Raw genomic sequence first — 18,105 nt, forward strand, 5'->3', positions numbered from 1 at the left:
GGCTGCGACGCCCTCGGCCCGCAGCACCGGCTCCTGCGAGGCCGTACGACTCCGTAGGATAATCCAGCTGATCCGGGTACCCGACCTGCGCGGGCGCGGGACCGGTGCAGCCCCGGTCGCCGTGCGGCGGCAGGGCGGGGCATGTGGTCCGGCCTCGTCGACGAAGAGCAGCAGCCGCGGCGCAGGGGTACGTACCGTGGACGTGCCCAGGCCCGCAACCGCCCCCCACAGGAGAACGATCGGTGACCGAGACAGAGCGCACTCTGACCATCACGCAGCAGTCCGATCCGCGCGGAGCACTCGTGGTGCGCGTGGACGGGGAACTGGACCACCACACCGCGCCCGAGCTGCGTCACGCGCTGGCGGAGACGTCCTTCAGCGCGGACACCCCCGTGATCATGGACCTGTCGGGTCTGGAGTACTGCGACTCCACCGGGCTGACGGTGCTCATCACGAGCTACCACCTGGCCACCGCGGCGGACACCACGCTGAGCATCGTGGGCCTGAACCCCGATCTCACCCGGGTGTTCAAGATCGCGGGCATCGACCTGGTCATCCCCCTGCACACCACCGTCGACGAGGTGCTGGACCGTACGCAGGCCTGAGGGGGGCGGCCTGGCGGGGCGCGTCGGCACGCCGGTAGGATCGACCCTCCGGGCGGTGGGCCGAGGTCGGCCGCCCCAGAGGCGGGGAGCGTTGGGGCTGAGGTGGCCACGGACACGTGCAGGGACCTACCGGTCCAGGACATCGGGCGGGGCGACCACGTCTGCCTGGCCTTCGCCGACGACGCCGAACAGCGGCACGTCCTGTCGCAGTACCTGGCCGACGGCCTGCGGCAGGGCGAGCGGGTGCTGTACTTCGCCGACCGGAACGCCCCCGACGAGGTGCTGGGCTGGCTCCCGGCGGTCGGCATCGACCCCGGCCCCCTGATATCCCGCGGGCAGCTGGCGGTCACCACCGCGGACGACAGCTACCTGGCGTCGGGCACCTTCGACCCCGACGCCATGGTGGCGGTGCTGCGCCAGGAGGTCGCCGCGTCCCTCGCGGCGGGCTACACCGGGTTCCGCGTGAGCGGGGAGATGGGCTGGGCGCTGCGCGAGGTGCCCGGCGCCGACCGGCTGGCCGAGTACGAGACCAAGGTCAACGCCGTGTTCGCGGAGGGCCGGTCCTCGGCGGTCTGCCAGTACGACGCCCGCCTCTTCGGTCCCGACGAGCTGCACGGCTTCGACCGGTGCCACCCCTCGGCCGCGGAACTGCGCCCCCTGTACCAGGACGCCCGGCTGCGCCTGGTGCCCGCCTTCCGCTCCGGCCACCACGCCCTGCGGGTCATCGGCACGGTCGACCACCAGGGCACCGCCACCCTGGCGGCCGCGCTGCAGACCCTCCTGGGCCGGCCCGGCGACCTGTACGTGGACATGGGGGAGCTGGAGTTCATCGACCTGGCCGGGGTCCGGGCCCTCGCGCACGCCGCCGACCGCATGGCCGCCGGCCGGCGCCTGCACGTCGTCCACCTGGCTCCCCTGATGGCCCAGGTGGTGCGCCTGGTCGGCTTCGACGGGATCCCCGCGCTGAGCGTCGACACCGCGGAGGCCACCGCGTGACGGCTCCCGTCCTGCACCGTCCCCACGAGGGACTGACGCACCAGGGCCTGGTCTACGGCAGCGACGAGGAGTTCCTCGCCGCCACGGTCCCCTTCTGCCGGGAGGGGCTCACCCGCGGCGACGCCGTGCTGGCGGTGACCACCGGCACCAACATCGGACTGCTGCGCCACGCCCTCGCCGACGTGAGCGGCCAGGTCGAGTACGTCGACGCGCAGGACTGGTACCGCCACCCCGGCGCGACGCTCGGCGCGTACCACCGCTACGTCGACCGATGTACGGCCACCGGCACCCACCAGCGGGTCCGGGTGATCGGCGAGCCCGTGTGGCACGGCCGGGACGCGCTGGAGAGCACCGAGTGGACCCGCTACGAGTCCGCCATCAACGTCGCCTTCGCCGACTGCCCCGCCTGGATCATCTGCCCCTACGACACCCGGGTCCTGCCGTCCGGCGTGGTCGCGGACGCCCGCCGCACCCACCCCGAGCTGGCGACGGCCGGAGCCGCCCTCGTCAGTGACCACTACGCGGACCCGGTGGACGCCGACGGCGTCTGGAACCGGCCGCTCGCGCCCGTCCGGGCAGAGGGGGAGGAAGCCGTGCTGTCCTTCGGAGCCGACCTCACCGACGTACGGACCTTCGTCGCGGACACCGCCACGGCTCTGGGGCTGGCGCCGCACAAGACGCAGACGCTGGTCTTCGCGGTGAACGAGGTCGCCACCAACGCCGTCCAGCACGGCGGCGGCACCGGACGGCTGGTCCTGCGGCGGTGCGGCCCGCGCATCGTCGCCGACGTCGTCAACACCGGCGAGGCACAGGCCGCCTGGTACCTCGGCTACCTTCCCCCCGACCCCCGGCAGCCGCGTGGCCACGGCATGTGGGCCGTCCGCGCCCTCTGCGACCTGCTGGAAGTGCACACCGACCGGGAGGCGACGACGGTCCGCCTGCACGTGGGCCTTGACTGACCCCCCGTCAGCCGCCCGCCGCGGCGGCCCCGGCTGAGGTCGTCGTGGCGGCAGCCACCCGGTGCGGGGGACCAGCCGGACCCCCGCGCACGGACATCGCCAGGAGCGCCACGTCGTCCTCGGCCCCTTCCAGCGTCTGGGTCCGCAGCAGCTCGACGGTGTCGTCCACCAGGTCCGCCGCTCCGCCGGCCGCCGGACGGGCCGCGAGGAACGCCTCCAGCCCCTCCCAGCCGAGCCACCGGTCGGTGCCGGTGCGGACCTCGGGCAGCCCGTCGGTGTAGAGCAACAGGGTGTCGCCGGGGTCCAGGCGCAGGGCGGTCGCCGCGAACCGGGCCTGCGGGAACGCCCCGACGAGCATGCCGCCGGCCGGCCGCACCGCCTCGACGACGGTGGGCGTGCCGGTGTCCTCGGCGCTGTCGGCGGGGCGCAGCCGGTAGGCCGGGGGGTGCCCGCCGGTGGCGAGCCGGACGTCGAACCCACCGTCGTCCCGTGCGGTCAGGGTGCCGACCACGGCCGTGCAGAAGCGGCTGCCGGCCGTGACGTCCTCCAGGAGCGCCTTGTTGAGCACGTCCAGGACCGCGACGGGGTCGGCGGTGTGCTGGGCGGCGACCCGCAGGGTGTGCCGCACCAGCGAGGTGAGGGCGGCGGCCTCGGGGCCCTTGCCGCACACGTCGCCGAGGAAGAAGGCCCACTCGCCGTCCCGCAGCGCGAAGAGGTCGTAGAAGTCGCCGCCGACCTCGTGGGCGGAGGCGGTGTGGTAGTGGCAGGCCAGCTCGAGGCCCGGCACCGTCGGCAGGGCGGGCGGCAGCAGGGTGCGCTGCAGGGCGGAGGCGAACGCGGCGATGGACGATGCGTCCCGCTCCGCGCGGATCCGCGCCTCGCGCTCCACCTCCGCCAACTGCTCCTGCACGGCCGTCCGTTCCCGCTCCTCCCGCACGGCCCGCAGGGCGGACAAGCGGAGTTCGAGCTCGTCCATGACGATGTCGGCGAGCTCGGTCAGCAGCGCGGTGTCCTGCGGACTGATCGAACGCGGCACGGTGTCGAGGATGTCGAGGGTGCCCAGCCGGTGCCCGTCCCGCGTCACCAGGGGGGCCGCCGCGTAGAAGCGGATCCCGAGCGACCCGGTGACGAGCGGATTGCCCCGCGCGACGTCGTCCAGGAGGGTGTCGGGTATGACCAGGGTGCCGTCCTTCAGCACCGCCGACGCGCACAGACCCGGGTCACGGCCGACCTCGCGGACGCCCTCCAGGCCGTGCGCGGCCTTGAACCAGACGCGGTCCACGTCGACGATCGTCACCGTCGCCAGTGGCACGTCGAACAGACGCGCGGCGAGCGCGGCGATGCGGTCGAAGGCCCCGTCGGGCGGGGTGTCGAGGATGTCGTAGCGGCGCACGGCCTCGATCCGGGCCGCCTCCGTGTCGGCGGCCGCCGCCCTGCCGGCCGCCGTCGGCGGCACGAGGTGCGGGGGAACCTCGCTCTCCCACGCCCCCTCAGTCATGCGTCACCCGCCTCGTCAGCGAGCGGGCAGCCGTACTCGTGCGGGCGGGGCGGTGCGCCTGGGCGCGTCGACTCGCCGCCGAGGGGAACTCGAGCGCGAGCAGCGCCACTTGCCTCTCCCACGTCGTCGCCTGACGGCCGGTCGGACGTCAGATAGTTGTCGCGGGACAACTGTATCGCCTCACGGTGTGGAGTCGTCCGTGGCGGGCTCGGCGGTACGGCGTGGCGCGTGCGGGCCGGTCGTGGTGATGCGGGTGACGGCCTCCAGGGTCAGGGCGCGGTCGTGGGGGTCGGTGGTCAGGGCGCGGTGGAGGGTCAGGCCCTCGACGAGGGCGTCGAGCTGACGCGCCGTGTCCGGGTCGAAGTGCCGCTCGAGGTGGACGCGGCTGCGGTGCATCCAGGCCTGCGTCAGCTCCCGGTACGCGGGCCGGCGAGCCGCCAGGGTGTACAGCTCCTGGGCGAGGACGAGGTCGCGCCGACTGCCCCCGGACAGCGCGTGCACGAGGTCGGCCACGGCCCGGCGGGCCTGGTCGGGATCGGCCGGGCCCGCGAGGTGGGCGTCGAACACGGCGGCGATGTGATCGGTGAAGCGGCCGAACGCCTCGCGCAGCAGGTCGTCGATGCCGTCGAAGTGGTACGTCATCGAACCCAGGGGAACACCGGCCCGCGCGGCGATCCTGCGGTGGGAGACACGGGCGATGCCCTCGTCGGCGATGAGGTCGAGGGTGGCGTCGAGGATGCGCTCACGACGCCGTGGGTCGGTGTGTCCGGTGGTCATCGCGGCGGGCTACAGGCTCCGCACCGGCCGGGCGGGGTTGCCGACGGCGACGACGTTCGCGGGCACGTCCTTGGTGACGACGGCGCCCGCGCCGATGACGGCGTTGTCGCCGATCGTGACACCGGGCAGCACGATGGCGCCGCCGCCGAGCCAGACGTTGTCGCCGATCGTGATCGGCCGGGCGGCCTCCAGCTTGTCGCGCCGCGGCCCGGGCTCCAACGGATGCGTGGGGGTCAGCAGTTGGACGTTCGGGCCGATCTGGCAGTCGGCGCCGATGACGATGTCGGCGACGTCCAGCGCGGTCAGGTTGTAGTTGACGAAGGTGCGGGCGCCGATGCGGATGTTGCTGCCGTAGTCGACGTACAGCGGGGGCCGCACCTGCGCCTCCTCGCCGAGGGCGCCGAGCAGTTCGGCCAGGAGGGGCCGGGCGGCGTCCGCGTCCTCGGCGTAGGCCGCCTGGTAGCGCGCGGCCAGCCGTACGGCCTGCTGCTGCCTGCGGGCGATCTCGGGGTCGTCGGCGATGTACAGGTCGCCCGCCCGCATGCGTTCGAGGTTCGTGCGCGGATCACCCGCGAAGTGGTCGGTCGCCATGCGTACGATCGTACACTCCGGGCGTACGATCGTACGCCCCGCTCGGTGGGCAGGAGCGTGGCCCGTGGCGGACCGCCGTTACCCGGGCCGGGCCGTGGGCGTTCTCCCAGCGGCGCCACCTCCGGCGCCGACACGAGACGAACGGAGCGATCTTGATGCGTGGGACGAAGCTGGGAGCGGTCACGTTGCTGGCCGGCGCCGCGATGCTGGGCGGCGGTACGACGGCCACGGCGGCCCCGCAGTCGGCGGACGCCGCGACGAGCGGCCTCGCCGGCATCGCCGCGCCGGTGGTCGGCGAGCCCGTGGCCGGGGCGGTCGGGGCGGTCGGCGAACCGCTGGTCGAAGCGCTGGTGCCGTGCCCCGCCCCGTGGGCCGGGCCGGGCGTCAACATCAGCGAGCAGTACCTCACCTGCGTGAGCGGGGCGCTCACCGACTGACCGCGTCGACCGAGCGTGCCGGTCGGCCGTCCTCGGCGGTTCGGCCCCCTCACGGCCCTCCTCACGGCCCTTTCACGGCGCTCGCGCGGAGCCCGCGCCGGCCTCCCGGCGCGGGCTCCGCGCTGCTCGTCCCCCGCGCCCGCCGCCGGTCAGCGGTGCTTGACGCCCGGCCGGGCGCCCGGGGCCAGGGTGGGCTCGGTCACGGGGACGTCGCCCAGGGCCCGGTCCACGGCCGCGAGCAGGTCGTCGGACAACTCCACCCCGGAGGCGGCGGCGTTGGCGTGCACCTGCTCGGGCCGGGAAGCGCCGGTGATGGCCGAGGCGACCTCGCTGCGGCGCAGTACCCAGGCCAGCGCCAGGGTGGGCATGCTCATCCCCGCCTCCTCGGCGAGCGGCACCAGGCGCTGGACGGCCTCCAGCGTGGCGTCGCTGTAGACGAGGTCCTGCGACACCGCCATGTCCGCGCTGGCGAACCGGCTGCCCTCCGGCACGGGCTGCCCCGGCTTGTACTTCCCGGTGAGGACGCCCTGGGCGAGCGGGGACCAGACCACCTGCGAGATGCCGTGGGACGTGCACAGTTCGAAGACCTCGGCCTCCGGTGCCTGCCACAGCATCGAGTACTGCGGCTGGGAGGAGACGAACAGGTCCGGTCCGGCGACGTCGAGGGCGGCCCGGATCTGCTCGGGCGTCCACTCGCTGAACCCGATGTAGCGGGCCTTGCCCTGGTCCACGACCTTCTGGAACGCCTCGACCACGTCCTCGACCGGGACGCCGGGGTCGAAGCGGTGCGCCTGGTACAGGTCGACGTGGTCGGTCCTGAGCCGGGTGAGGGACGCGTCGATCTGTTTCGCCAGCTGCGCCGGGGCCAGGCCCTGGTCGGCCGGGTCGTCCGACATCGGGAAGTACACCTTGGTGGCGAGGACGTAGGAGTCGCGGGGGTGGGCCGAGAGGATCTCGCCCCACGCGGTCTCGGCGGCGCCCCGCCCGTAGGCGTTGGCGGTGTCGAAGAAGGTGATGCCCGCGTCGAACGCCGCTTCGGTGCAGGCCCGGGTCCGGTCGGCCTCGATGCCGCCGGAGTAGGTGAGCCAGGACCCCAGCGAGATCTCGGAGACCTCGAGGTCCGAGCTGCCCAGTGTGCGGTAACGCATGTGGCTCCCCATGGGTCGCGGTCGTATGTGGTTCCGGACCCCCGGGTTCCCGGGGAGCCGCGGCCTACTTCGACTCGACCCGTCCCACCGCGCCGTCCCCGGTCGTCAGCTCCTCGCTCACGGTCCGCCAGGCGGGGTCACCCGGCTGGAGCCGGCTGCGCAGCCAGGCCGAGGTCAGGCGGCCGAGGGCGGCGACCCGCGCGGGGTCCTCGTCGGTGGTCTCGGCGGCGTCGTACCCGGAGATCCCGCCGAGCAGGTGACCGGCGCCGAAGAGGGTGAGCAGCGTCTTCGGTGCGGGGGCGAGCCGGTAGGGGTCGGCGTGCCAGTCGGGCCCCACGTCGGTGAAGTGCCGGGAGTCGTCCTCGTCACCGGCGACGACCAGGGCGGGTGTGGTCATCGTGGAGAAGTCGGTGGAGCGGAAGAACGGCACCGCTTCGGCCATCGGCCCGGTGAGGACGTCGCCGCCCCTGCCCGGCGCGGCGAGCAGCACGCCCGCGCCGATGCGGGGCTCGGTCAGGTCCACCACCTCGCCGGTGTCCGGGTCGGTGGTCCGGGCGCCCAGCAGCAGGCTCGCGGTGTGACCGCCGAGCGAGTGCCCGGCGACCGCCACCCGGTCGTGGTCGACGCGCCCGGCGAGCTGGGGCACGGTCTTCTCGATCTCGTCCAGCCGGTCCAACAGGTGGCTCATGTCCCGCGCGCGGGAGCGCCAGAAGAACGGCGCGCCGGGGGCGCCGGCGAGCCGGTGGCCCAGGGTGCGGGAGCTGAGGTGGGTGGGCTGGAGGACGGCGAACCCGGCCGCGGCCCAGAGCTGGGCGAGGGGCGCGTACCCGTTCAGGGAGGAGAGGTGGTGCGAACCGCCGTGCCCGTGCGAGAGCAGGACGACGGGCAGGGCGGTCCCGGTGACCGGCACGGTGACCCGGACCTCGAGGTCCACGGGCCGCCCGGGCACGGGCAGCACCACCGGGCTGTACGACAGCACGGGCCGGGAGGGGGTGCCGGGGACGGCGGAGTGGATGGTGGGTGCGCTCATGGCGAGGAGATCCCTTCGAAGCGGAACGTCGTTCCGGAAGTATCCGGAGCGACGTTCCGCTTTGTCAAAGGTCCCTGCTCACAGGGTCACAGGGGCACGGGGTCACGGGGCCCAGGGATTCTCCACGGCCCAGGTGGTGTCCTCGGTGAAGGACACCGGGTTGTCCCAGGCGTGGGCGCCGCCCGGGGTGGCCAGCCACAGTTCGGCATTGATGTGGCGCAGGTACTGGCCCGGGAAGTTCGACGCCATCAGCCGCACGCCGCCGCTGCCCGGCACCGCGCACCAGGTGGCGTCGGCCCGGAACAGGTCCGAGCCGTCGCTCGGGTCCTTGCGGACGCGGAAGTCGCGGTGGCGCAGGTACTCGCCGGGGTAGTTGCGCGACTCGAAGGAGTAGCAGGAGGAGTCGGCGAGCCCGGGCACGATCCTCCAGGTGGCGTCCTGCTTCAGCAGGTCGGCGCTGGAGGCGTTCACCACCTCGGTGTAGCCGAGGCCGTCCCGGTGGCGGGCGTAGCGGTCGGTGAAGCCGGGGGTGGTGACGCGCAGCGACTTGTAGGCGCCGGTCGGCAGGGTGACCCGCGCCGCGGGGGAGCGTGAGGCGTCGATCAGGGCCTGGTTGGCCGCCCTGACCCGGGCCTGGTCGACCTTGACCACCTGACGGTCGTACGTCAGCAGGCCGTTGGCCTCGTTCTCGACGTCCGTGATCTCCGTGTAGACGGACGCCGACAGGCCGGCCGGCATCTGCTGGAGCCGCAGGGCGTCCAGAAGGCCGGTCAGGCGGTCGTTCAGCCGGGCGGTGGTGGCCTGGTCCTCGTAGCTGAACCCGCCGCCGGGGTACCACTCGTGGCCGGCCACCCGGTAGCCGAGGCCGCCGTACTCGCCGAGGACGGCCGCGCGGGTCGCGGTCGGCGAGGTCACGCCCGGGCCGACGTACACGTGGTGGTCGACGACGTCGCCGTTGCCGCCGTCCACGGCGCCGCAGCAGTTGACGCCGCTCATGTTGTCCACCAGCCGCGAGGGGTCGTACGCCTTGATGTCGGAGGCGATGCGGGCCTGGTCGTACTGGCCCCAGCCCTCGTTCTGGTCGACCCACAGCACGAGCGCGGGGGAGCTGCGGTGCTGGTCGACGACGCGGTGGAACTCGCTCTCCCACTGGGTGCGGGCGGCGGCGTTCGGGGTGCGCAGGTCCATGGCGGGCATGTCCTGCCACACCAGCAGTCCGAGCCGGTCGGCCCAGTAGAACCAGCGCTGCGGTTCGACCTTGATGTGCTTGCGGACCATGTTGAAGCCGAGGTCCTTGTGTTTCTGCAGGTCGTACTTCAGGGCGTCGTCGGTGGGCGCGGTGTAGATGCCGTCGGGCCAGTAGCCCTGGTCGAGGGTGCCCGTCTGGAAGACGAACCGGCCGTTCAGGACGGGGCGCAGCACGCCGTCGACCTTCGCGAGGGCGATGGAGCGCATGCCGGTGTAACTGCCCACGGAGTCCACGGTCGCGGCGCCGGCGAGCAGGTCGGCCCGGACGTCGTAGAGGTACGGGTCGTCGGGTGTCCACAGGTGCGGGCCGGGCACGGGCACGGTGAAGGTGCTGCCGACCGGTCCGGTGGCGGTGCCCACGACGCTGCCGCCCGCCGAGACCGTCACCCGTGCGGTGTGCCCGTTCACCCCGGCACCGAGGACGGTGACCCGGAGGAGGTTGTTCGTCAGGTCGGGCACCAGGTCCAGGCGCGTGATGTGCGCCGCCGGGGTGGGCTCCAGCCACACGGTCTGCCAGATACCGGAGGCGGCGGTGTAGAAGATGCCGCCCCCGGAGTGCGGGGTGACGTCGTTGATGCGCTGCTTGCCGATGGCCTGGTCGCCGTTCTGGGTGGGGTCCCAGACCGAGACGACCAGGGTGTTGGTGCCGGAGGTCAGCAGGTCGGTGATGTCGTAGGAGAACGCGTCGTAGCCGCCGCTGTGGGGCGTGCCGGCCTGCCGTCCGTTGACCCAGACCGTGGTGCGCCAGTCGCTCGCGCCGAAGTTCAGCTGGACCCGGCGGCCGCTCCAGCCGGCCGGGACGGTGACCGTGCGCCGGTACCACAGCCTGTCGTCCTGGGTGATCTTGCGCTGGACGCCCGAGAGGGCGGACTCGGCGACGAACGGCACGCGGATCTGCTGCGGCCAGGCCGTCGGCTGGCCCGCGTCCGCAGCGGTGACCGCGAAGTCCCAGAGGCCGTTGAGGTTCAGCCAGTCGGAGCGGGTGAGCTGGGGGCGTGGGTACTCGGGCAAGGGGTGGTCGACGGGGACCTGGGCGGTCCAGGGCGTCGTCATGGGGGAGGGCTTCGGGGTCCAGGCGGCCGCCTGCGCCGCGGCGGTGCCGGCCGAGGTCAGCGCGGCCACGCACAGCAGGGTCAGGGCGGTGAACAGGGCCGCCGCGGTGGAGCGCAGGGTGCGGGGGCGGGCGGTGTGCGGGTCCGGCTGCGGTGACGAGCCCATGGGCTGCTCCTCGGGGGCGGTGGGGGCGGAGCGCTGACGGGTGCGCTGGCAGGTACATGACAGACAAGACAAGGCATGGCGGACGGGACGCCGAGGAGGCCGCCGCGCGGAGGAGCAGGGGTGCTGCGCGGCGGCTGGAAGCGTCGATCCGACCCCGGTTTTACATCGTTGCAAGGACGGTGTAAAGGGTCGCCGCAGCAGTCGGCGGCGCGGTCCGTGATCCACTCGACCCGCCTGCCGCCACCGCCCGTTCACCCCCCGCTGCTCTCCCGCACCACGAGCCGGTGCTCGACGACGTGGTCGGTGGCGCCCTCGGTGCCGTGCCCCTCGACGCGGTCGAGCAGGAGGGAGACCGCGGAGTCGGCGATGGCCGCCTTGTCGGGGGCGACCGTCGTCAGGCTGGGCACGCTGAAGCGGCCCGCCTCGATGTCGTCGAACCCCACCACGTCCAGGTCCCGCGGGGCGGCGAGCCCCGCCTCGTGCAGGGCGCGCAGGGCGCCCAGGGCCAGGTGGTCGTTGAGGCACAGCAGCGCGTCGGGGCGCGCGTCCCTGCGCAGCACCGCGCCCACCGCCCGGGCGCCGTCCTGCCAGTGGAACGCGTCGACCGGTACGACCAGGTCCGCGTCGAAGGGGACGCGGGCCGCGCGCAGCGCGTCGCGGTAGCCGCGGGTGCGCAGCCGGTCGGTGCCCTGCCGGCCGGTCAGCGCCCCGCCGACGACGGCGATGGAGCGCCGGCCGCGGGCCAGCAGGTGCTCGGTGGCCTCCCGGGCGGCCGCCACGTTGTCGATGCCCACGTGGTCGGCGGAGCCCGGCTGGGAGCGCTCGCCCAGCAGGACGACCGGCAGGCGCGTGTCCCGCGTGGCGAGGTCGCGCGGCAGCAGGGACAGCGGGCTGAGGATCGTCCCGTCGGTGAACTGCGCGTCGAAGCCGTGCAGCGCGGCCAGTTCCCGCTCGCGCACCCCACCGGTCTGGTGCAGCAGCACGGTCAGGCCGCGCCGGTCCGCCGCCGCCATCACGTGCTTGGCCAGCTCCGCGAAGTACGCCACGTCCAGCTCGGGGACCGCGAGCGTGATCATCCCGGTGCGGCCCTTGCGGAGCTGGCGCCCGGCGATGTTGACGCGGTAGCCGAGGGCCTCGATGGCCTCGCGCACGGCGCTCCTGGTCTTCTCCGAGACGTGCTCGTAGTCGTTGATGACGTTCGAGACGGTCTTCGGTGAGACGCCCGCGTACTCGGCGACGTCCTTGATCCGGGGTCGGGGGGCCACGCTCCTCCTCGTTCTCGCAGCTGGCGTGATCCTATCGACTGTCACGAAAAGGTTGCGGCCGGATCCTCCCCCTCACCGACATATTTACATCGATGTAATCGGCGTGGTGCCATAGGCCCGCACCGCAACGCACCAGGCAACACGAGGAGCCCCATGCCCGTCCCGCACCCGTCGGACCTGCCGCGCCCCGAGTACCCCCGGCCCCAGTTCGTCCGCGACGCGTGGCTCAATCTGAACGGCACCTGGCAGTTCGAAACCGACCGCTCCGACAGCGGTCTGGAGCGCGGGCTGACCGGGCGCGCGCTCGCGGACACCATCATCGTGCCCTTCTGTCCCGAGTCGGCCCTGTCGGGCATCGGGGACACGGACTTCCTGGAGGCGGTCTGGTACCGGCGCACCGTGACGGTGCCCGCCGAGTGGGCCGGCTCCCGCGTCCTGCTGCACTTCGGGGCCGTGGACCACGACACCACGGTCTGGGTGAACGGCGTCGAGGTCGCCCGGCACCGCGGGGGCTTCACCCCCTTCACCGCCGACCTCGACGGCGTCGCCGAACCCGGCGCCGAGGCGACGGTCGTGGTTCGCGCCCGCGACACCCGGCACGGCCCGCAGGCGCGCGGCAAGCAGGCCACCTGGTACGCCAACTCGCACTGCCACTACACCCGGACCACCGGCATCTGGCAGACGGTGTGGATGGAGCCCGTCCCCCGCTCCGTCGCCCTGAAGCGGCCCCGCATCACCCCCGACGTCGCCTCGGGCAGCTTCTTCCTGGAGATCCCCCTCACCGTCAACCTGCCCGGCCACCGGGTGCGCGCCGTGCTCAGCGACGCGTCGGGGGAGGTCACCGCCGCCGGGACCCGCGCCGACCTCGACCTGGCGCCCCGGCTCGTCCTCACCGTGCCCGAGGAGCGCGTGCGCCTCTGGGCGCCGGAGGACCCGCACCTGTACGGGCTGCGCCTGGAAGTCCTGGACGCCGACGGCACGGTCGTCGACGCGGCCGACTCCTACGCCGGCCTGCGCTCGGTGGCGGTCCGGGGCAGGCGCGTCCTGATCAACGGACGCCCGGTCTTCCAGCGCCTGGTGCTGGACCAGGGCTACTGGCCCGAGAGCCTGATGACCGCCCCGAGCGACGAGGCCCTGGTGCGGGACATCGAACTCGGGCTGGCCGCCGGGTTCAACGGCGCCCGCCTGCACCAGAAGGTGTTCGAGGAGCGCTACCTCTACCACGCGGACCGCCTCGGCTACCTGGTCTGGGGCGAGTTCGGGGACTGGGGCTGCGAGACGGGGGAGCGGGACGACAACCAGCGCCCGGACGCCAGTTACGTCGCCGAGTGGCTGGAGGCGGTGGAGCGCGACTACTCGCACCCCTCGATCGTCGGCTGGTGCCCGCTCAACGAGACCTACCAGCACCTGCACGACCGCATCACCCAGCTCGACGACGTCACCCGGGCGATGTTCCTGGCCACCAAGCAGGCCGACCCCACCCGGCCCGTCATCGACGCCTCCGGCTACGCGCACCGCGTCCCGGAGACGGACGTGTACGACTCCCACTGCTACGAGCAGGACCCGGCCGCCTTCGCCAAGACGATGTCCGGCGTCGCCGAGGGCAGGCCTTACGTGAACGCGGCCCCCGACGGGCGCCCCTGGTCGGTGCCGTACCGCGGACAGCCGTACTTCTGCAGCGAGTTCGGCGGCATCTGGTGGGACCCGCAGGAGGCCGCCCGGGCGTCCGGCAACGAGGCGGACGCCTCCTGGGGCTACGGCGAACGGCCGCGCACCGAGGAGGAGTTCCTCACCCGCTTCGAAGGGCTGACCGGGGTGCTGCTCGACGACCCGGACATGTTCGGGTACTGCTACACGCAGCTCACCGACGTCTTCCAGGAGCAGAACGGGCTCTACCGGTTCGACCGCTCCGAGAAGCTCGACGTCGAGCGGATCCGGCGCGCCCAGACCCGCCCGGCGGCCTACGAGAGGGGCTGACACCTCCGGGCACCACCGCACCCGTCCGGCCCCCCGGGTCCGGACCGCACGCTTCCAGACACTTCCAGGCACGAATTACAACGATGTAAATGAGAGGGTGGTCCGGTCACGGGCGGCGCGGGAACGCGCCCGGACCGCACCCCCGGGTCAGGGAAGGAGCCGTATGACCGACCGGCCGGACACCAGGGAGAACCGGGGCCCGACACGCCGCCGGCTGCTCGCCGCCGGACTCGCCTCCGGGGCGGTGGTCCTCGGCGGCGGAGCACTCAGCGGCTGCGGCTCAGCCCAGGCCGCGGACACCTCGACCGTCCGCCTGTGGGACCTCTTCAGCGGCGCCGACGGCGGCCTGCTCAACGACATGGTCGAGGCCGCCCGGCCCGACATGCGGGGCAGCCGCATCGAGCGCACGGTCCTGGAGTGGGGCACCCCCTACTACACCAAGCTCGCCATGGCATCGGCCGGCGGGCGCGGCCCCGACGTGGCCGTCGCGCACATGTCCCGCCTCGCCGGCTACGCCCCCACCGGGCTGCTCGACCCCTGGGACCTCGACGTGCTTGCCGAGTACGGCATCACCGAGGACGCCTTCACCCGGCCCGTCCGGGACCGCACCCAGTACCGAGGCAAGACCTACGCCGTGCCGCTGGACACCCACCCGTTCATCGTCTTCTACCACCCCGAACCGGCCCGCAAGGCCGGACTTTTGAAGGCCGACGGCAGCCTCGACACCGACGCCTTCTCCTCCCCGGACGCCTTCCTCGCAGCCGGTCGGGAACTGGCCAAGGCCTCCGGCAAGCAGGGCATCGCCTTCGGCTACGTCACCGACACCGCGCAGGGCTGGCGGCTGTTCTACGGCCTCTACCGGCAGACCGGCGGCCGCTTCGACCTGCCGGAGGGCGGCCCCGCCGAGGTCGACGTCGACCGCATGGCCGAGGTGATCGGCTTCATGGCGAAGATCGTCGACGGGCGGGTCAACCCCCGGCGTCTCGACTACCCGGCCGCGATCGCGGCCTTCGCCAACCGGCAGACCGCGATGATCCTCTCCGGCGAGTGGGAACTGGGCACCTTCCGCACGGCCGACCCCAAGGTCGGCGCCGCACCCTTCCCGACCGTGTTCGGCACCCCCGCCGTCTACGCCGACTCGCACTCCTTCGTCCTGCCGCACCACCCCGACCCCGACCCCGGGCGCCGCCGCCGCACTCACCAGGCCGTCGCCGCGCTCCTGAAGGCGGGCCAGATCTGGGCCACCGCCGGGCACATCCCCGCCTACGGCCCGGTCACCCGCACCAAGGCCTACGCCGCGCTCCAGCCGCAGTCGCACTACGCCCAGGCCCAGCAGCACGTCGTCCTGGACCCGGCGGTGTGGTTCGCCGGCGCGGGCTCCGACTTCCAGAACTCCATGTCCCAGGTCCTCCAGCAGGCCCTCCTCGACGGGCTCCCGCCCGACCGTGCGGCGCGCGCGATGGTGCGGCGCCTGAACACCTTCCTGTCCCAGCCCAGCCCGGCCTGACCCGGCCACGACCTTCCGCGCAGGAGGAACGACGATGTCCTCTCCCCACGCCTCGCCCCGCTCCGGGGCCCCGTCGGTGCGCCGGCTGCTCCCCCCGGGTCTGCTGTTCGCGCTCCCCTTCCTCGTCCTGTTCGCCCTCTTCATGGTCTGGCCGCTGGCCCAGGGCCTGTGGATGAGCCTGACCGACACCTCGCTGTCGGCCCACACCCCCGGCTTCGTCGGCCTTGACAACTTCACCGAGGCCTTCCAGGACGCCGAGATGTGGCGTGCCCTCGGGCACACCGTCTGGTTCACCGTGCTGTCGACGGTCCCGCTGGTCGTCTTCGCCCTCGGCATGGCCCTGCTCGTGCACACCGGGCTGCCCGGCCAGTGGGTGTGGCGGCTCGCCTTCTTCGCGCCCTACCTGCTGCCCGTCGGCGTGGTCAGCCTGCTGTGGATCTGGCTGTACCAGCCCGACCTGGGCCTGCTCAACCACCTCCTCGACGCCGTCGGGATCGGATCCGTCGGCTGGCTCAGCGACGAGTCGGTGACGATGTGGGCGATCGCCCTGACCACCCTGTGGTGGACGGTCGGCTTCAACTTCCTGCTCTACCTGGCCGCCCTGCAGGCCGTGCCGGACCACCTGTACGAGGCGGCCGCCATCGACGGGGCCGGCGCCTGGCGGCGGCTGTGGTCGATCACCCTGCCCCAGCTCAGCCGGATCACCGTGGTCGTGACGGTGCTCCAGGTCCTCGCCTCGCTGAAGGTGTTCGACCAGATCTATCTGCTCACCAAGGGCGGCCCGAACGGCTCCACCCGCCCGGTCGTCGAGTACGTCTACGACGTCGGCTTCACCGGCTACCGGCTCGGCTACGCCTCCGCCATCAGCTACATCTTCTTCGCCCTCGTCCTGCTCGCCTCCGCGGCCCAGTACGCCGCCCTCCGCCGCCGGGAGAAGTGACATGACGTCCACCGACCTGTCCGTCCGCACGCCCTCCGCCTCCCGCGCCCCACGGGCCGCCCGGACGACGCCGGCGCGCAGCCGGCTGCGCGGCAACCACCACGTCCTCGGCGACAGCCGCCTCGCGCGCGTCCTGGCGCTCGCCGTCCTCGCGGTCCTGGCGCTGGTCTGGCTGGTGCCGATGCTGTGGGCCGTACTGACCGCCTTCAAGTCCGAGCAGGACGCCAGCGACCCGGACCACTGGCTGTGGCCGCGGCACGGGCTGACGCTCAAGGGGTTCAGCACCGTGTGGGAGCGGGGCGACCTGCCGCTGTGGATGCTGAACAGCTTCCTGATCGCCGCGGCCGTCACCGTGGTCACCGTGCTGGTGTCCGCCATGGCCGGGTACGCCTTCTCCCGCACGCTGTTCGCGGGGCGGCGGGTGCTGTTCGCGCTGACCGTGGCCGCGGTGCTGGTGCCGCCGCAGATCCTCATCGTGCCGTGGTTCCGGCAGATGCTCACGCTGCACCTGGTTGACACCTACGCGGCGGTCATCCTGCCGCAGACGGTGGCGCCGGTGATGGTGTTCATCCTGAAGAAGCACTTCGACTCGCTGCCCCGCGAACTGGAGGAGGCGGCCCGCATCGACGGCGCCGGCCACTGGCGCATCTTCTGGTCGGTCCTGCTCCCGCTGTCCCGCCCCATGCTCGCCGCCGTCGCGATCTTCGTGTTCATCGGCGCCTGGAACAACTTCCTGTGGCCCTTCGTCTCCACGTCCGACCCCGCCCTGATGACCCTCCCGGTCGGCATCACGTCCGTGAAGGACGCGTACGGCATCCAGTACGCGCAGACGATGGCCTCGGCGGTCCTGGCCGCCCTGCCCCTGGTCGTGGTCTTCCTCTTCTTCCAACGCCAGATCGTGAAGTCGGTGGCCACCACGGGGCTCGGGGGGCAGTGAGTGGGGCGCCGGGCAAGCGCCTGCTGTGGAAGGTCCCCGCGCTCGTGGAGCGGCGGGGATCTCTCAGTTGAAAGAGCGCCGTAGGTGCGAGACATCGATGTCATTTCCGCCACGACGCCCCCTCGCAGTTCCCCGCCTCGCACGAGCAAACCGTACGTCTCTCAACTATGTGGGGGCGTGCTTATCGGCGTTCCGCGCTCCGGCCGATATCGCGGAGCATTCGGCGGACGATGACGCGGTGGCCGCCGGAACTGATGACGAGCCCTCGGTAAAGCGCCCCGGGCAATTTCGGAAACACGGCGTGTGAACGTGCGCTGAGCAGCGTTTCGTCGGAGTGCTCCGCCAGCGAGAAAATGAGCGCGTAGCGCGAGAAACGGTGTCTTCCCACGAGGGTGAGGCGTTTTCCGTGCACGCTTTCGGCCACCGCGAACCCGGGAATCGTCGAACCCGGCTGCGGCAGTGTGCCGGCGGCGCCTCGTGGCTCGGTGCCCACGAGGTGTGCAAATCCGCTGCTGACCCCGAGGTGTGTGTGGGCGATCCAGGCGGTCAGGGCGTCCCAGGTCCTCGGCGCGGGCGCCGCCACACGTACCTGGTGCTCGTCGATGAAGGGGAGGCCGGACGTCGGGTCGGTCGGTTCCATACGGATGCTTCGTCCTCCACGGTGCGGTCGGGTCGGGCGCCCCCAGGGTCCCAGAGCGCCCGCCACCGAGCCCGGCCACGACGCGAGTCGGCCTCCACCCGTGTCCCAGCGGCCCTCCACCAGTTGTCCGAGAGGAGCCGCCCCCGCGCCCGCCGTGCGCCGCCGCCGAACGGATCGGCGGGGCACCGGGGGCAGACTCCTCCACGCACTGTCACCACGCACTGTCACCACGCGGTGGCCAGAAGTCGTCGGCCACGGGGACATGGACGCGACCCCCGGACCGCGCGGGGGTCCGGGGCGAGGGCGAGGCCGTCGTGACCCGTTGACCTGGG

16 protein-coding genes are annotated in these 18,105 nt (G+C 72.9%); 8 read left to right on the top strand and 8 right to left on the bottom strand.

Annotation, left to right across the window (positions count from 1 at the left end):
* Nucleotides 1-242 precede the first annotated feature (242 nt).
* The 3 genes from E4U91_RS33545 to E4U91_RS33555 all read left to right on the top strand — a co-directional run bounded on the left by E4U91_RS33545 (nt 243) and on the right by E4U91_RS33555 (nt 2,560).
* Entirely contained in the window at nt 243-605 is a 363-nt protein-coding gene (locus tag E4U91_RS33545) for an STAS domain-containing protein (protein ID WP_137310295.1), read from the top strand.
* Between the two features lie 102 nt (nt 606-707).
* Nucleotides 708-1,601 (top strand): MEDS domain-containing protein, encoded by an 894-nt coding sequence (locus tag E4U91_RS33550; RefSeq protein ID WP_137310296.1) that lies wholly within the window; start codon nt 708-710, stop codon nt 1,599-1,601.
* Nucleotides 1,598-2,560: a sensor histidine kinase gene (locus E4U91_RS33555; protein WP_137310297.1), complete on the top strand. Its 963-nt coding sequence runs from the start codon at nt 1,598-1,600 to the stop codon at nt 2,558-2,560. The genes E4U91_RS33550 and E4U91_RS33555 overlap by 4 nt, the downstream gene beginning before the upstream one ends.
* Nucleotides 2,561-2,567: 7 nt before the next feature.
* Here E4U91_RS33555 and E4U91_RS33560 read toward each other — a convergent pair whose 3' ends face one another.
* The 3 genes from E4U91_RS33560 to E4U91_RS33570 all read right to left on the bottom strand — a co-directional run bounded on the left by E4U91_RS33560 (nt 2,568) and on the right by E4U91_RS33570 (nt 5,426).
* Nucleotides 2,568-4,058, bottom strand: a complete 1,491-nt coding sequence (locus tag E4U91_RS33560; protein ID WP_137310298.1) for a PP2C family protein-serine/threonine phosphatase — start codon at nt 4,056-4,058, stop codon at nt 2,568-2,570.
* 180 nt (nt 4,059-4,238) lie between these two features.
* Nucleotides 4,239-4,835 (bottom strand): TetR/AcrR family transcriptional regulator, encoded by a 597-nt coding sequence (locus E4U91_RS33565; protein WP_137310299.1) that lies wholly within the window; start codon nt 4,833-4,835, stop codon nt 4,239-4,241.
* A gap of 9 nt (nt 4,836-4,844) precedes the next feature.
* On the bottom strand, nt 4,845-5,426 hold the full coding sequence (locus tag E4U91_RS33570) for a sugar O-acetyltransferase (protein ID WP_137310300.1): 582 nt from the start codon (nt 5,424-5,426) through the stop codon (nt 4,845-4,847).
* Between the two features lie 155 nt (nt 5,427-5,581).
* Between E4U91_RS33570 and E4U91_RS33575 the strand changes: the two genes are divergently transcribed.
* On the top strand, nt 5,582-5,863 hold the full coding sequence (locus E4U91_RS33575; RefSeq protein ID WP_137310301.1) for a hypothetical protein: 282 nt from the start codon (nt 5,582-5,584) through the stop codon (nt 5,861-5,863).
* 149 nt (nt 5,864-6,012) lie between these two features.
* Here the strand turns inward: E4U91_RS33575 and E4U91_RS33580 are convergent, their stop codons facing one another.
* The 4 genes from E4U91_RS33580 to E4U91_RS33595 all read right to left on the bottom strand — a co-directional run bounded on the left by E4U91_RS33580 (nt 6,013) and on the right by E4U91_RS33595 (nt 11,772).
* Nucleotides 6,013-7,011: an aldo/keto reductase family protein gene (locus E4U91_RS33580; RefSeq protein ID WP_137310302.1), complete on the bottom strand. Its 999-nt coding sequence runs from the start codon at nt 7,009-7,011 to the stop codon at nt 6,013-6,015.
* A gap of 64 nt (nt 7,012-7,075) precedes the next feature.
* The gene (locus E4U91_RS33585) at nt 7,076-8,041 is read right to left on the bottom strand and encodes an alpha/beta hydrolase family protein (protein ID WP_137310303.1); all 966 of its coding nucleotides are present in this window, start codon (nt 8,039-8,041) and stop codon (nt 7,076-7,078) included.
* Nucleotides 8,042-8,143: 102 nt separating this feature from the next.
* A complete protein-coding gene (locus E4U91_RS33590) occupies nt 8,144-10,507 on the bottom strand; it encodes an AbfB domain-containing protein (RefSeq protein ID WP_137310304.1) in 2,364 nt (787 codons plus the stop codon).
* Nucleotides 10,508-10,758: 251 nt separating this feature from the next.
* Nucleotides 10,759-11,772, bottom strand: coding sequence for a LacI family DNA-binding transcriptional regulator (locus E4U91_RS33595; RefSeq protein ID WP_137310305.1), 1,014 nt, complete (start codon nt 11,770-11,772; stop codon nt 10,759-10,761).
* 153 nt (nt 11,773-11,925) lie between these two features.
* Here E4U91_RS33595 and E4U91_RS33600 point away from each other — a divergent pair, with 153 nt between their 5' ends.
* From E4U91_RS33600 to E4U91_RS33615, 4 genes are all read left to right on the top strand, one after another.
* On the top strand, nt 11,926-13,749 hold the full coding sequence (locus E4U91_RS33600; RefSeq protein ID WP_137310306.1) for a glycoside hydrolase family 2 protein: 1,824 nt from the start codon (nt 11,926-11,928) through the stop codon (nt 13,747-13,749).
* 163 nt (nt 13,750-13,912) lie between these two features.
* A complete protein-coding gene (locus E4U91_RS33605) occupies nt 13,913-15,256 on the top strand; it encodes an ABC transporter substrate-binding protein (protein ID WP_137310307.1) in 1,344 nt (447 codons plus the stop codon).
* A 34-nt stretch (nt 15,257-15,290) separates the two neighbouring features.
* Nucleotides 15,291-16,196 carry a carbohydrate ABC transporter permease gene (locus E4U91_RS33610; RefSeq protein ID WP_137310308.1) on the top strand — a complete coding sequence of 302 codons (906 nt, stop codon included), beginning with the start codon at nt 15,291-15,293 and terminating at the stop codon, nt 16,194-16,196.
* Between the two features lies 1 nt (nt 16,197).
* Nucleotides 16,198-17,133, top strand: a complete 936-nt coding sequence (locus E4U91_RS33615) for a carbohydrate ABC transporter permease (RefSeq protein WP_137310309.1) — start codon at nt 16,198-16,200, stop codon at nt 17,131-17,133.
* A 181-nt stretch (nt 17,134-17,314) separates the two neighbouring features.
* Here E4U91_RS33615 and E4U91_RS33620 read toward each other — a convergent pair whose 3' ends face one another.
* The gene (locus tag E4U91_RS33620) at nt 17,315-17,773 is read right to left on the bottom strand and encodes a hypothetical protein (RefSeq protein ID WP_168218219.1); all 459 of its coding nucleotides are present in this window, start codon (nt 17,771-17,773) and stop codon (nt 17,315-17,317) included.
* Nucleotides 17,774-18,105: the final 332 nt, after the last annotated feature.

It is taken from the genome of Streptomyces lasalocidi, assembly GCF_005280215.1.
In the GTDB taxonomy this organism is placed as follows: Bacteria; Actinomycetota; Actinomycetes; order Streptomycetales; family Streptomycetaceae; genus Streptomyces; species Streptomyces longwoodensis.

Excerpts from the sequence above, each read along its gene's own strand:
- E4U91_RS33560 (WP_137310298.1), bottom strand. The coding sequence starts at position 4,058 with ATGACTGAGGGGGCGTGGGAGAGCGAGGTTCCCCCGCACCTCGTGCCG.
- E4U91_RS33565 (WP_137310299.1), bottom strand. The coding sequence starts at position 4,835 with ATGACCACCGGACACACCGACCCACGGCGTCGTGAGCGCATCCTCGAC.
- E4U91_RS33570 (WP_137310300.1), bottom strand. The coding sequence starts at position 5,426 with ATGGCGACCGACCACTTCGCGGGTGATCCGCGCACGAACCTCGAACGC.
- E4U91_RS33575 (WP_137310301.1), top strand. The coding sequence starts at position 5,582 with ATGCGTGGGACGAAGCTGGGAGCGGTCACGTTGCTGGCCGGCGCCGCG.
- E4U91_RS33580 (WP_137310302.1), bottom strand. The coding sequence starts at position 7,011 with ATGCGTTACCGCACACTGGGCAGCTCGGACCTCGAGGTCTCCGAGATC.
- E4U91_RS33585 (WP_137310303.1), bottom strand. The coding sequence starts at position 8,041 with ATGAGCGCACCCACCATCCACTCCGCCGTCCCCGGCACCCCCTCCCGG.
- E4U91_RS33590 (WP_137310304.1), bottom strand. The coding sequence starts at position 10,507 with ATGGGCTCGTCACCGCAGCCGGACCCGCACACCGCCCGCCCCCGCACC.
- E4U91_RS33600 (WP_137310306.1), top strand. The coding sequence starts at position 11,926 with ATGCCCGTCCCGCACCCGTCGGACCTGCCGCGCCCCGAGTACCCCCGG.
- E4U91_RS33605 (WP_137310307.1), top strand. The coding sequence starts at position 13,913 with ATGACCGACCGGCCGGACACCAGGGAGAACCGGGGCCCGACACGCCGC.
- E4U91_RS33610 (WP_137310308.1), top strand. The coding sequence starts at position 15,291 with ATGTCCTCTCCCCACGCCTCGCCCCGCTCCGGGGCCCCGTCGGTGCGC.
- E4U91_RS33615 (WP_137310309.1), top strand. The coding sequence starts at position 16,198 with ATGACGTCCACCGACCTGTCCGTCCGCACGCCCTCCGCCTCCCGCGCC.
- E4U91_RS33620 (WP_168218219.1), bottom strand. The coding sequence starts at position 17,773 with ATGGAACCGACCGACCCGACGTCCGGCCTCCCCTTCATCGACGAGCAC.